This is a genomic window from Streptomyces sp. ME19-01-6 (assembly GCF_033793745.1).
Taxonomy (GTDB): Bacteria; Actinomycetota; Actinomycetes; order Streptomycetales; family Streptomycetaceae; genus Streptomyces.
In genome coordinates this window covers 330981-344196 of record NZ_JARAXF010000006.1, presented here as the reverse complement: position 1 = coordinate 344196, position 13216 = coordinate 330981, and the positions used below count along the sequence as shown (strand labels likewise).

Genomic DNA, 13216 nt, shown 5'->3' with positions numbered 1-13216 from the left:
AGACCCGGCCGCTCGGCTTCCGTTCCGGTATATGCTGCGGCGAATTTTCGATTTTTCTGTGCAGAAGGCGGGGAACAGCGCGATGCGCATACCTGGTCGGGCAGCCGTGGGCGCCGCGGTGGCGATCGGTGTGATCGGCATGTTCGGGGGACTGACGGGCTGCTCCTCGGACTCGGGCGACGGCGACAAGGGCGGCAAGAGCGGCAAGGGTGGTGTCGAGGTGGCGGCCGCGAGCGGCGAACTCGGCGGCCGGGACACGGCGTGCGCGCTGCCGGTGCGGTTCAGCCTCGCCAAGTCGTGGAAGGCGGAGGCGGTGAAGGAAGTGGAGGGAGCCGACCCCGAACTGGGCTCCACCCTCCTCGAACAGGGCCCGGTGACCCTCGTCTGCGAGATCGACGCGAAGCCCGCCGGGCACATCGGCTTTCTGCGCGTATGGACCGGCGACAAGGGCAAGGCCGCGGCCGGCACCAAGCCCCGGCAGCTGCTGAAGGCGTTCATGGCCGGGGAGAAGCACGTACGCGACGCCCGGTACAGCGAGGTGAAGGCCGGTGACCTGCCCGCCGCGGAGATCAGCTACATCCTCGACGACCCCGATCTGGACGAGTCCAAGCGGGAGCGGGCGCTGGCGGTGATGACCCCGCAGGGAGGCGTCGTGCTGCACCTCGGCGGGCTCGACAGCGAGGAGCACGAGGCCATGCTGCCCGCGTACGAGCTGGCCAAGCAGACCATGGCAGGCGCCAAAGGCTGACCGGCGTTGACCGACAACTGACGGACCGGGCCCGGGAGACGGGCCCTCACCTTCACGCCCCGACCGCTCACGCGCCCCGGCCGCTCCATGCGCCCCGGTCGCCCATGCGGTCGGGGCCGGGGTGAAGTCGCCGCGCCGCTACGCGGGCAGGCCGAGCCCGCGGATCAGCTGGGCCAGCTCCGCGCGGTAGATCTTGTCCGGGCGCGGGGTCTGGACGCGCATATGGCCGTAGATCTCCAGTGAGACCAGGCCGTGCAGATGGCCCCAGATGCGCAGCGCGATGGCCACCGCGGCGGGCGGCAGTCCGGGGAATTCCTCCCGCACCTCGCCCGCCAGCTTGGGGTCGAAGTCCGACCACTGGAAATCGGCCTCCGCGAAGAGGCCCTGGGCGTGCGGCCAGGCCCCGGCGGCCAGGCCGGTGAGCCCGGCGCAGACGCGGTGTTCGGCCTCGGGCGCGGCGCCTCCTTCGGGCGCCTGGTAGCCGGGTACGGGGTCGCCGTAGATCAGCCGGAAGCCCTCGGGGTTGGTGAGTGCCCAGTCCCGGAAGGCGGTCGCCCAAGCGGTGATGCGACCGGCCGGGTCGTCGGCGGGGCAGGCGTCGCGGGCGGCGTCCACGGCGTCGGCGAGCGAGGTGTACACGTCGCTGATCAGCGTGGAGACCAGGTCGTCCCGGGTGGCGAAGTAGCCGTAGATGGCGTTGGCCGTCATGCCCATCTCGCGGGCGATGGCCCGAAGCGTGATCGCGTCCGGCCCGCCCGAGGACATCAGCCCGAGCGCGACCTTCTTGATTTCGGCCGTCGTCTCGGCCCGCAGCCTCTCCCGGCGTCCCGTCGTCGTGCCCACGGGAGCACTCTACAGCGTCTCAGTCCTTGGTTGCCGTATCAAAACTTCACGCCGTATAGTCACCACACGCCGTATAGCCACGCCGCATAGATCCGCCTTCCGGCATTGGAGATTTGTTTCATGCGTATAGGAATCATTGGCGCCACCGGCAGCATCGGACAGCGCGTCGTCACCGAAGCCCTCGGCCGGGGCCATGACGTCACCGCGTTCACCCGCGACGCCTCCCGTATCGAGGAGGACCGCGAGAACGTGGTGTGGAAGAGCGTCGACGTCCTCGACGCCGACAGCGTGGCGGCGGTCCTGCCCGGCCTGGACGTCCTGATCAGCGGCTTCCAACCGGGCAACGCCGCCCAGGACATGGCGGACACCGTGCAGCGCTCGATCGCCGATCCGACCGTCTACACCACGGCCGCCAAGGCGCTGCTGAAGGCCCTGGAGAGCCACCCCCGGACCCGGCTCATCGTGATCGGCGGCGCGGGAAGCCTGGAGATCAGGCCGGGGGTCACGCGCGCCGACTCCGACGAAGAGCTGTACGAGGCGCTGGACTCACTCGGCCTGCCCAGGGAGTACGCCGCCGCCGTGCGGGGCCACCGGGACGCGCTGAACGCGCTGCGCACCTCGAACCGGCTGTGGACCTACTTCAGCCCGGCCGAGGAGATCGCCCCCGGCGAGCGCACCGGCCGCTTCCGGCTCGGCGGCGACCAGCCGGTCCTGGACGCCGAGGGGCGCAGCCGCATCTCCATCGAGGACGCCGCCGTCGCGCTGCTGGACGAGGCCGAGCTGCCCCGGTTCGTACAGCGGCGGTTCACCATCGGCTATTAGCCACAGGCCACAGGTCAGACCAGGCGGCGGGCCGTCGCCCAGCGGGTCAGCTCGTGGCGGTTGGAGAGCTGGAGCTTGCGCAGCACCGCCGATACATGGCTCTCCACCGTCTTCACCGAGATGAACAGCTGCTTGGCGATCTCCTTGTAGGCGTAGCCGCGGGCGATCAGCCGCAACACCTCGCGCTCGCGCTGGGTGAGGCGGTCGAGGTCCTCGTCCACCGGCGGGGCGTCCGTGGAGGCGAAGGCGTCCAGGACGAAGCCGGCGAGGCGGGGCGAGAAGACGGCGTCGCCCTCGGAGACCCGGAAGATCGCGTCGACCAGGTCGGTGCCGGTGATGGTCTTGGTGACATAGCCGCGGGCGCCGCCGCGGATCACCCCGATGACATCCTCGGCGGCGTCCGAGACCGACAGCGCCAGGAAGCGCACCGGCCGGTCGTGGGCGGCCATCAGCGCCGCGCTGCGGCGCAGCACCTCGACGCCTCCGCCGCCCGGGAGGTGGACGTCGAGGAGGACGACCTCCGGCCGGGTGGCGCCGATCACCGTGACGGCCTGGTCGACGTCCGCCGCCTCCCCGACCACCTCGACGCCCGTGCGGGCCGTCTCCCCGATCTCGGCCTGGACGCCGGTCCGGAACATCCGGTGGTCGTCGACGAGGACGACCCGCACCCGGCGCCGTGCCGCCTCGTCCGCCGGCCCGTTCGCCGCCGCCCCGTTCGCCGCCTCGCTCGCGTCGGTCATGTCGTCGTCGCCGCCCTCTCCATCTCCAGCTCCACTACCGTGCCCCCGTCCGGCGCGGACCTCAGCCGCGCCGTGCCGCCGTTGCGCCGCATTCTGCCGATGATGGACTCGCGCACGCCCATCCGGTCCTCCGGCACCGCGTCCAGGTCGAAGCCCGGGCCCCGGTCCCGTACGGAGATGAACACCGTGGCCCCCTCGACCTCGGCGAAGACCTGGACGGCCCCGCCGTCGCCACCGTACTTGGCTGCGTTGACCATCGCCTCGCGCGCGGCCTGCAGCTGCGCGGCCAGCTGCTCGTCCAGCGGGCAGTCGCCGACGACCACCACTTCGATCGGCACGCCGTGGTGGTCCTCGACCTCGGCGGCGGTCGCCTTGACCGCCTCCGCCAGCGTGTCCGGCTCATCGGCCTCGTCCTTGCCCCTGCCCTCCGGCCGGTACAGCCAGGCGCGCAGCTCGCGCTCCTGGGCCCGGGCCAGCCGGGCGACCTCCCGGGGGTCCTCCGCGTTCCGCTGGATCAGGGTCAGGGTGTGCAGGACGGAGTCGTGGACATGGGCGGCGACCTCGGCCCGCTCCTGGGCGCGGATGCGCATCAGACGCTCCTCGGAGAGGTCCTGGGCCATCCGCACCAGATACGGGCCCGCGAGCAGCGCGATGCCCACCAGCACCGCGAGCGCGGCCTGCAGCACCGCGCCCAGGTGCTTGGCCGAGCCCTGCAGCACCACGATGCCCGTCACCCCGGCGCCGACCAGCACCACCCCGGCGGCGCCCCGCGCGATCGGCAGCACCTGCTTGCGGCGGCTGAGCTCGACCCACTGGGCGCGCCGGGAGTTGTCCGCCTGGCGCCAGACCAGGGCCACGCCCGCGCCGATGAGCAGCAGCGGCCAGATATAGGTGTTGGCGCGGCCCAGCTGGAATCTCTCGACGAAGACGCCCAGGCCGACCAGCAGCGCGAGCAGCGCGAAGACCTGACCCTTGTCCGGCTTGCGGGCCAGGAGGCGGCGCCCGCCCTCGGGGCCACGGTCGGACGCCGGGCGGGCGGTCTCGACGCCGCCGAAGCCCAGCGGCACCACGAACCAGAACAGCGCGTACACCAGCGCGCCGAAGCCCTCGGCCATCAGCAGCGCGATGAACACGAACCGCACCCAGGAGACCGGCAGCCCGAGATGGCCGGCGAGCCCGCGCGCGACGCCGCCGACCATCCGCCCCTCCGCGCTGCGGTACAGCTTGCGCGGGGGCGGCTCGGCGGGGGGCGCGGCGGCGGTCACGCTCCGATCGTCACACGAACGGCCCCCCTCGGGTATCAGGGTCACCCCTGATCGTTCCCCGACAGGGCGCTCAGGGGGAACTGTCCTCGATCTTGAAGCCGTCCCGGACGTGACGGAACACCGGCAGATAGTCGCCCCAATCGTCCGAGGGGGCGCTGAGGTAGATCGCGTACGCCTTGCCGCCCTCCTCGCCGAAGCCGAGGTCGATGGCGCGGTACGAGCGCTCCCGCCCCTGGAACTTGAACTCCCAGATCGCCCCGGGCAGGCCCCGGTACTTCGTGTTGTCCAGGCGCAGCCGCTGAAAGACGGGATAGGTCTGCTTCAGCTGGATCTCGAGGTCCTCGAAGTGCTGCTTATGGTCCGGACCCGCCGAGTCCAGGACGTTGATCATCAGCCTGACCTTCTGGGTGGGGTCCAGGAACCTGACCTCCTGGGTGCCGTCCACCGTGCCCTCCGGGCTGGAGTCGGGCTGGCGGGTCCAGTCGTCAGGCACGGGGAGGGAGACTCCGAACTCCGACAGCTTTTCCCGGTGGTAGCCGTCGGGAAGCTCCGGAATCTTGTACGTCGGCGACGACGCGGTGGCCGTGGGGGTCCCGGACCCCGCCCCGTCGTCCTCGCTCCCGCCGAGGTTGACGCCCGACAGATACACCCCGGCCGCGACCCCGACCACGGCCACCACGGCCACCGACGCGCTCCACAGCGCCGTACGCCCGCGGCGGCGGCCGCCGCCGCCCGAGGGCCCGGGGGCGGGCGGGGAGGCGGGCGCGTGGGCGTGCGTGGGCGGGGTCGGGGGGGCGTAGGACACAGGGGCGGGCGTGGAGGGGTGCGCGTACGGCGGAGTCGGCGTGGACGCGGATGCGGACGCGGGCTCGTAGGGGGACGCGGAAGCAGGGTCGTAGGGGGGCGCCGACGCGGGGTCGTAGGAGGGCGTGAACAGCCGGGTGGTGTCGGACGTCGGGTCCGGCCTGGGCATCGACGTCGTCTCGGGCAGCCCCGCCGGACCGCGCAGCGCGCGCTCGGTCTGCTCCGCCGTCGGCCGGTCCTCGGGCTCCTTGGCCAGCAGCCCTTCGATCAGACCCGTCAGCGGCCCGGCCCGCAGCGGCGGCTCCAGCGGGTCGACGGCGATCGCGTACCCGGTCTCGATCGGCGTGGCCTTGCGGAACGGCGGCCGCCCCTCGATGGCCTGGTAGAGCGTCGCGCCCAGCGCCCACAGGTCCGAGGAGGGCCCCGGGGTCCGGCCCCTGATCCGCTCGGGCGCGATGTAGTCGATGGACCCGACGACCTCACCGGTCTTGGTGAGCGTGGAGGTGCCGGTGGCCATGGCGATGCCGAAGTCGGTGAGCACGACCCGCCCCTCGTCGCCGAGGAGGACGTTGCCGGGCTTGACGTCACGGTGCAGCACCCCGGCCGCGTGCGCGGCCCGCAGCGCGGCGATCATGCCGCGGCCGATCCTGGCCGCCTCGTCGGGGGTGACGGTCCGGCCGGTCTTGAGCAGATCGCCCAGCGTGGTCGAGGGCACGTACTCCATGACGATGCACGGCAGCCCCGAGTCCTCCACCACGTCGTGGACGACCACCACGTTGGGGTGCGCGATACGGGCGGCGCTGCGCGCCTCGCGGCGGGTGCGCTCGAAGAGGGTGGCGACCTCGTCCTCGGTGAGGTGAGGCGATATGTGCAGCTGCTTCAGTGCGACCTGGCGGTCCAGCAGTTCGTCCTCGGCACGCCAGACCGTGCCCATGCCACCGCGGCCGATCTGCTCGGCCAGCCGGTACCTCCCCGCGATCAGCCGCCCTTCATCTGACACTGTGTGCCCCTCCCGCTCCCCCGGCTGGCCTTGGCCCCCCGCATACGTTCGATGCGCCACGATAGCCGTCGCCGTCTAAGGGACGATCTCAGGGAAGGGCCAGGGTTGAGACAGATGCCGCCCGGCCCGCCGGCTTGTCACCATGGTGAGCATGACCGATGCACCCACCGTCACGGATCCGGCCCCCGGCGCGGCCGGCTCCGGCGGTCCGCGGCCGCCGGCGAGGGCGCCGCTGCGCCGCAGCCGCGATCAGAAAATGATCTCGGGCGTATGCGGGGGGCTCGGCCGGTTCTGCGACGTGGACCCGGTGATCTTCCGGGTGGTGCTGTCCGTGCTCGCCGTCACGGGCGGCTTCGGCCTGATCGTGTACGGCTTCTGCTGGCTGCTGGTCCCGGTCCAGGGCGAGGAGGAGAACGAGGGCCGCAGGCTGCTCTCGGGCCGGGTGGAGGGCCCGGCGCTCACCGCGGTGCTGTGCGCGCTGGTGGGCTGCGGCCTGTTCCTGTCCATGCTGAACAACGGCAGCGTGATCTATTTCTCCATCATGCTGTCCATCGCCGCGGCGGGCGCCGGCTATTGGTCCCGCCACCGCCACCAGGCGGAGAGCGAGGGCGCGGTGGACCCGGCGACGGCGCAGGCGGTGGCCGACGCGCCCCCCGAGACCAAGGCCCCGCCGCCGGCCCGGGGCGGCCCGTCCTGGTGGCGGGACCCGATCGTCAAGGACGGCACGACGGGCCCGGTCGGCGAGGACACGGGCTATCTGTGGGGCCCCGACGACGGCTCGGACGGCGCCTCGTACGCCACCAGGGGCGCCGGGCGGTGGGCGGCGCCCCGCAGGTCCCGCAAGGCGCTCGACGGGACGTCGATCGGCGGCTGGACGTTTCTGCTCGCCCTGGCGGCGGCCGTGGCGGGCACGGGCGCGACGTGGGGCTCCCGGCCGCTCGGCACCAGCCTGGAGATCGGGCTCGCGTGCGCGCTGGGCGTCCTCGGGCTTGGCATCGCGGTCAGCTCCCGGTACGGCCGCACCGGCACGGGCACCATCGTGCTGGCGGTGGTGACCAGCGCGCTGCTGGCGGCCGCCGCCTGGCTCCCCGAGTCCGTCACCACCGACTGGACGCGCCGCACCTGGGCGCCCGCGTCCACGGCGGCCGTCCGCGGCTCGTACGCGCTGGGCGGGGGCGTCGGCGAGCTGAAGCTGGACCGCCTGTCACTGGAGAAGGGTCAGACCGTCACCACGCACGCCGAGGTCGGCGCCGGGAAGCTCGCGGTCACCGTGCCCAAGGACGCGCGGCTCGAGCTGTCGATCCATGTGGGGCTCGGCGACATACGGCTGCCGGGCGAGAAGAGTGACGACATCGACATCAAGCCGGGAAGGGACCGGACCGTGACCGTGGAGCCGGCGGACGGGCGCGCCGTGAAGGGCACGCTGCGGCTGGACCTGGAGATCGGCCTGGGCAATGTGGAGGTGAGCCGGTCATGACGCGCCACCGTTTCGAGCCGGGCAAGCTGGTCGCCGGACTCGTCGTCCTCGGGGCGGGCCTCGCGTACGGCCTGGACGCCGCCGGCCAGTGGGATCTGCCGCCCTTCGCGCCCCTGCCCGTCCTCTTGGGCGGGCTGTGCCTGGCGGGGCTCGTCTCGGCGCTCGCCTCCTGGTCCTCTTGGTCCCGGCGGCACCGCGCCCGCATCTCCGAGCACACCGCCCCGCCCCTGCGCGACCTGCCCATGGACGAGCTGCGCCGCCGCTACGAGTCGCCGCCCGCCGACCGCGGCAGCGGCGCACGAGAGCCCCGCCAGGACCGGCAGGACCGGGAGGGAGCCGGCTGAGCTAGCTGAACAGCTGCGCGCCCTGGCGCCTGCGGCGCTTGGAGATGGCCACGTCCAGCGACAGATAGGGGGTGCCCGCCAGCACCAGCGGCAGCCACGCCATCAGATACGCCAAATCGTTTCCGTAGTAGTACGGGTCCGTCTGCCAGCTGACCGTCAGCCACAGGCTCAGCGAGATGAGCGCGCCGCCGAACGCCGCCAGCCGCCCCAGCAGCCCCATGAGCGTGCCGAGCCCGACCGCCAGCTCCCCGAAGGCGATGGCGTACCCGAAGCTCGACGGGTCCTTCAGCGCCTGGTCCACCAGCCACGGCACCGCGGAGCTGTCGCGTATTTGCCGCATCAGCTCGCCGACCGAGCCGGTGCCACGGTCGGCCAGGAAGGCCGAGTCCGTCAGCTTGTCGATCCCCGCGTAGATGAACGTCACCCCGAGGAAGATCCGCAGCGGCAGCAGGGCGTACCGCCCGGCGGAGTCCCGCCAGCCGCCGGTGTGCCCGCCGCTCCCGCCTATCCCACCCACACCGCTCACACTGCCCGAGCCGGCTCCGACCGTTCTGTCAGCATGCCTCATGACGCCCGCCTCTCCCGTTGCCTCATCAACAAAACCTTACGGAGGAAACGGGCAGGCGGCTCAGTCCAGAACGTCGATCGGATAGCGGTTTGTCTCCGCCCCCGCCGCGGTGACGACCTGCACCTCCACCCGCCCCGGCTCCACATCCACCGGCACCGGCACGGTCAGCACGGTGTCGGTCGGGTTGCTGAAGCCCCCGGCGACCGGCACCAGCGGGACCTGGACGTGCACCGCCCCGATGCGTACGACCATACGGGCGAGCCGGTCCGGCTCCTGCGCCCCCGGGGGCACGAAGCCGCTGCCGCGGATCTCGATGTCGTCCCCGGTGCGGATCGGCGCGTCCCGGTCGAAGCCGCCCTCCTCGGGCCGGACCCGGACCACCGAGAGCACCGTGGGCCGCCCGCCCTCCGCGTACTTCCCGGCCAGATACATCAGCACCGAGACGGCGGCCAGCAGCACCAGGCCCCACGGCAGGTCGGGCAGCCGCCAGGGCTCGCGCGCGAGCAGCACCGCGGCGAAGACCAGCGCGACCGCGTGCACCACCACGTACTGCGCGTCCGCCAGGCTGCCGCGGCCCGCGTCGTCGGTCAGCAGGTCCGCGGCGCGCGGCCGCAGCGCCCGGACCTTCTGCAGCCGCTGCGACCGCACCCGCGCCGCCACCACGAGCCGGGCCGCGACCGCGGCCAGGCAGGGCAGGGCGGTGACGGTGAGCAGCCCGGCGGCGCCGCCCGGGGCCAGCCCGTCGGCCGCCCGCTCCGCCGGCCCGGGGGTGAAGGCCAGCTCGACGGCGAGCATCAGCACCGCGAAGACCGCGAACAGCACCCACGCGGCGGCCACGGCGCGCGAGGTGGACAGGCGGTTGTCCTCGCCGACGAGCGGGGCGAGCGGGCCGCCGCTGCCGCGGTGCAGCCGGGCGGCGAGCGTCAGCAGCCCGGCGGCGAGCAGCGCGACGGTCAGCGAGGCCGTACGCGCCGCCGACCAGCCCGCGCCGACCGCCGTGGCCAGCTGCCCGATCAGCAGCGCGCCGACCGCGCCCCACACCACGACCAGCGTGCGCCGCCGCACCGCCCCGCCCCACGCGAAGCTCTCGGCACGGCCGGTGTCCCAGGTCGTCCGGGCCGCCTGCGTCAGCTCGTCCGACACCCACTGCCGGGAGGCCTCGGCGGAGTGCGCGAGCGCCGCCGGCAGGCCCTCCCCGGCCGCGAACCGGTCGCGCAGGGCCAAAAACGCGGCCACCGCCCGCCGGTGCCCGTCCCGGGCGCAGTCGGGGCACTCGCATCCGCTGTGCTGATGGCGCTCTGCCGTCGTGGCGTCTTCCGCCGCTTTCACCGCCACGAGGCGCTCCCGCTCATCGTTCTCTCGGGTCAGTCGTGCTCTCGTCCCAACTGACAGGTCTTGACAGGGGATTGTGCCGTAAGTCGGGAGGTCTCAGCTCAGCAGGTCGGGCTCACCGCGGGTGATCTGCTGGTACAGAGGTTGATAGTTGATCCAGGCGACGAGATCGGTGCCCAGCTGCTCCCGGGTCTGCACGGCGTTCTTGTAGTCGATCAGGACCGGCTTGCCCGCGGCCTTCGCGGCCAGCTGCACCTGGCAGGAGCGCTCCATCGCGATGAACCACCAGGCCGCGGCGTCGACCGTGTCGCCGACCGTCAGCAGCCCGTGATTGCGCAGGATGACGGCCTTGTGGGGGCCGAGCGCGGCCGCGATGGCCCGCCCCTCCGCCTCGTCCACGACCACGCCCGTGTAACGGTCGTAGAGCGCGTGGTCCTCGAAGAAGGCGCAGACGTCCTGGGTGATGGGTTCGAGCAGCTCGCCGAGCGCCGACAGGGCGCGGCCGTGCAGCGAGTGGCAGTGCGCGACGGCCACGACGTCCGGCCGCGCCTGATGCACGGACGAGTGAACGACGAACGCCGCCTGGTTGACGTGGTGGCGCCCGTGCACGACCCGGCCCGCCTGGTTGACGAGGATCAGATCGCTGACGGTGATGTGACCGAAAGGCATCCCGAAGGGGTTCACCCAGAAGCAGTCGGCGAACTCCGGGTCCCGCGCGGTGATATGGCCCGAGACGCCCTCCTCGAACCCGAACCGCCCGAAGAGGCGCAGGGCCGCGGCGAGCCGCTCCTTGCGGTGGCGCCGCTCGTCCTCAAGCGAGGTGTGCTGCGGCGGCAGGGTGAAGTGCAACTGGTCGGTGGGGATCGGCTCCGGCGTGGGCGACATCGGCGGCATCGGCGGCTCACTCCTTGGCGCACTGCTGCTCTCAGGGCTCGGAGCGGAAGCTACCTGGGGGTATCACAGGACGCCAGAGCCGCGACGGAACGGCGACGCCGCCGCCCGGCGGAACGGGCGGCGGCGTCGGTACGTACGGAGGGAGACCGGGGAGGTCACTCCCACTCGATGGTGCCCGGCGGCTTGCTGGTGATGTCCAGGACCACCCGGTTCACCTCGTCGACCTCGTTGGTGATCCGGGTCGAGATCCGCGACAGCACGTCGTACGGCAGCCGCGACCAGTCCGCGGTCATGGCGTCCTCGGAGGAGACGGGGCGCAGCACGATCGGGTGGCCGTAGGTGCGGCCGTCGCCCTGCACGCCCACCGACCGCACGTCCGCGAGCAGCACCACCGGGCACTGCCAGATGTCCCGGTCAAGGCCCGCGGCGGTCAGCTCCTCGCGCGCGATGGCGTCGGCCTCGCGCAGCAGGTCCAGGCGCTCCTTGGTGACCTCGCCGACGATACGGATGCCCAGGCCCGGACCCGGGAAGGGCTGGCGCTGGACGATCTCGTCCGGAAGGCCGAGCTCCTGGCCGACCATCCGCACCTCGTCCTTGAACAGCCGGCGCAGCGGCTCGATCAGCTCGAACTCGAGGTCGTCCGGGAGCCCGCCCACATTGTGGTGGGACTTGATGTTGGCGGTGCCGGTGCCGCCGCCGGACTCCACCACGTCCGGGTAGAGGGTGCCCTGCACCAGGAACTCCACGGCCTCGCCCGCGGCGCCCGCCTCGGCGACCAGCTCGGCCTGGGCCTGTTCGAAGACCCGGATGAACTCCCGGCCGATGATCTTCCGCTTCTCCTCGGGGTCGGACACCCCCGCGAGCGCGGTCAGGAAGCGCTCCTCGGCATCGACGACCTTCAGCTGGACGCCGGTGGCCGCGACGAAGTCCTTCTCGACCTGCTCGGACTCGCCCTTGCGCATCAGGCCGTGGTCCACGTACACACAGGTCAGCTGGTCGCCGATGGCCCGCTGCACGAGGGCGGCGGCGACGGCGGAGTCCACACCGCCGGACAGGCCGCAGATCGCGCGCTTGGTGCCGACCTGCTCACGGATGGCGGCGACGGCCTCCTCCACCACATTGCTGGTGGTCCAGCTCGGCTCGATCCCGGCGCCCCGGTAGAGGAAGTGCTCCAGCACCTGCTGGCCGTGGGTGGAGTGCATCACCTCGGGGTGGTGCTGCACGCCGTACAGCTTCTTCTCGTCGTTCTCGAAGGCCGCGACCGGCACCACATCGGTGGACGCGGTGACGGTGAAGCCCTCGGGGGCGGCCGAGCAGGCATCGCCGTGCGACATCCATACGGCCTGCTCGGCCGGGGTGCCCTCGAAGAGCGTGGAGCCGGGCTTGGTGACGGTCAGCGGCGTACGGCCGTACTCACGGGCCCCGGTGTTGTCCACGGTGCCGCCGAGCGTGGTGGCCATCAGCTGGAAGCCGTAGCACATGCCGAAGATCGGTACCCCGGCCTCGAACAGCGCGCGGTCGACGGTGGGGGCGCCCTCGGCGTAGACCGACGACGGGCCGCCGGAGAGGATGATCGCCTTCGGCTTCTTGGCGAGCATCTCGGCCACCGGCATCGTGGACGGGACGATCTCGCTGTAGACCCGGGCCTCGCGGACGCGACGGGCGATGAGCTGGGCGTACTGCGCGCCGAAGTCGACGACCAGGACGGTGTCGGGGGCGGCAGCAGGGGACGCTGATGGCACTTCGGCGGCCTTCCGGCGGAGGTTTGCGGTGTTTCGGTGTTTCGCAGGAGCTGGACCATCGATTCTAACGGGCTCGCCATCGGGACTTCCCGGGCTCTTCGCGGGCACTTTCCGGGCCCGCGCCGTCACCTACCGTCACCCGTACGCCACGTGACCGGGCCGTGAGCCGCTTCGTTGATCCCGATGTCCGCGCCAGCCAGGAGCGGCCCGGGAAAATCCACGCGTGGCTCAGATCCGCCGAAGCGATGAGACGTGCCCCCCTGCGGTGATTCAGGCGGCGCGCGTCGTGGGACCTCGCTTCGGCGAGGTGACCGGTCGGCAGGGGACAGCAGCCCGGTCACCACCCCAAAGAACGGTCGGTCCCGGGGACGCCTGGGACCGACCGTATCCGGTCGAAACGGTTGCGCCGGAAGCGCCACATCCACCACGATGCACGGAGGGAAGACGCCCCCGGACTTCCTCACCGCCATTGGTCCGACCACGCGGGCGTACGCCCCCTCTCGCACCGCCGCTTCACCACCGCGCTCCACCCCGAAAGACCGGCGGCATCCACAAGCCAGCGGCGCTCCCCCCGGCGCCGCCCCTCAGCACCGGCGCTGCCCTGACGCCGGTGCTGACCGCCGAGGGCCCCGGGGAC

At 72.4% G+C, this 13216-nt stretch carries 12 protein-coding genes; 4 read left to right on the top strand and 8 right to left on the bottom strand.

Annotated elements, in window-relative coordinates:
* The first annotated feature begins 82 nt into the window (after positions 1–82).
* Positions 83–748, top strand: a complete 666-nt coding sequence (locus PV419_RS17450; protein ID WP_319689609.1) for a lipoprotein — start codon at positions 83–85, stop codon at positions 746–748.
* 138 nt (positions 749–886) lie between these two features.
* Here PV419_RS17450 and PV419_RS17445 read toward each other — a convergent pair whose 3' ends face one another.
* Complete coding sequence (locus PV419_RS17445; protein WP_319689608.1) at positions 887–1591, bottom strand: TetR/AcrR family transcriptional regulator; 705 nt, start codon at positions 1589–1591, stop codon at positions 887–889.
* Positions 1592–1711: 120 nt separating this feature from the next.
* Here PV419_RS17445 and PV419_RS17440 point away from each other — a divergent pair, with 120 nt between their 5' ends.
* Positions 1712–2413, top strand: coding sequence for an NAD(P)-dependent oxidoreductase (locus tag PV419_RS17440; RefSeq protein WP_319689607.1), 702 nt, complete (start codon positions 1712–1714; stop codon positions 2411–2413).
* Positions 2414–2427: 14 nt separating this feature from the next.
* Here PV419_RS17440 and PV419_RS17435 read toward each other — a convergent pair whose 3' ends face one another.
* The 3 genes from PV419_RS17435 to PV419_RS17425 all read right to left on the bottom strand — a co-directional run bounded on the left by PV419_RS17435 (position 2428) and on the right by PV419_RS17425 (position 6156).
* Positions 2428–3153 (bottom strand): response regulator transcription factor, encoded by a 726-nt coding sequence (locus tag PV419_RS17435; RefSeq protein ID WP_319689605.1) that lies wholly within the window; start codon positions 3151–3153, stop codon positions 2428–2430.
* Positions 3150–4418 carry a PspC domain-containing protein gene (locus PV419_RS17430; protein WP_319689604.1) on the bottom strand — a complete coding sequence of 423 codons (1269 nt, stop codon included), beginning with the start codon at positions 4416–4418 and terminating at the stop codon, positions 3150–3152. The genes PV419_RS17435 and PV419_RS17430 overlap by 4 nt, the downstream gene beginning before the upstream one ends.
* Before the next feature lie 70 nt (positions 4419–4488).
* Positions 4489–6156, bottom strand: a complete 1668-nt coding sequence (locus PV419_RS17425) for a protein kinase domain-containing protein (RefSeq protein WP_415925326.1) — start codon at positions 6154–6156, stop codon at positions 4489–4491.
* A gap of 217 nt (positions 6157–6373) precedes the next feature.
* Here PV419_RS17425 and PV419_RS17420 point away from each other — a divergent pair, with 217 nt between their 5' ends.
* Positions 6374–7699 carry a PspC domain-containing protein gene (locus PV419_RS17420; protein ID WP_319689601.1) on the top strand — a complete coding sequence of 442 codons (1326 nt, stop codon included), beginning with the start codon at positions 6374–6376 and terminating at the stop codon, positions 7697–7699.
* Positions 7696–8043 carry a hypothetical protein gene (locus PV419_RS17415; RefSeq protein ID WP_319689599.1) on the top strand — a complete coding sequence of 116 codons (348 nt, stop codon included), beginning with the start codon at positions 7696–7698 and terminating at the stop codon, positions 8041–8043. The genes PV419_RS17420 and PV419_RS17415 overlap by 4 nt, the downstream gene beginning before the upstream one ends.
* A 1-nt stretch (position 8044) precedes the next feature.
* Here PV419_RS17415 and PV419_RS17410 read toward each other — a convergent pair whose 3' ends face one another.
* The 4 genes from PV419_RS17410 to guaA all read right to left on the bottom strand — a co-directional run bounded on the left by PV419_RS17410 (position 8045) and on the right by guaA (position 12579).
* Entirely contained in the window at positions 8045–8611 is a 567-nt protein-coding gene (locus PV419_RS17410) for a DoxX family protein (protein WP_319689598.1), read from the bottom strand.
* A gap of 60 nt (positions 8612–8671) precedes the next feature.
* Positions 8672–9946 (bottom strand): hypothetical protein, encoded by a 1275-nt coding sequence (locus PV419_RS17405; RefSeq protein WP_319689597.1) that lies wholly within the window; start codon positions 9944–9946, stop codon positions 8672–8674.
* Between the two features lie 93 nt (positions 9947–10039).
* Positions 10040–10828: a class II aldolase/adducin family protein gene (locus PV419_RS17400; protein WP_415925325.1), complete on the bottom strand. Its 789-nt coding sequence runs from the start codon at positions 10826–10828 to the stop codon at positions 10040–10042.
* A gap of 164 nt (positions 10829–10992) precedes the next feature.
* Positions 10993–12579 carry a glutamine-hydrolyzing GMP synthase gene (gene guaA, locus PV419_RS17395; protein ID WP_319689594.1) on the bottom strand — a complete coding sequence of 529 codons (1587 nt, stop codon included), beginning with the start codon at positions 12577–12579 and terminating at the stop codon, positions 10993–10995.
* Between the last annotated feature and the right edge of the window lie 637 nt (positions 12580–13216).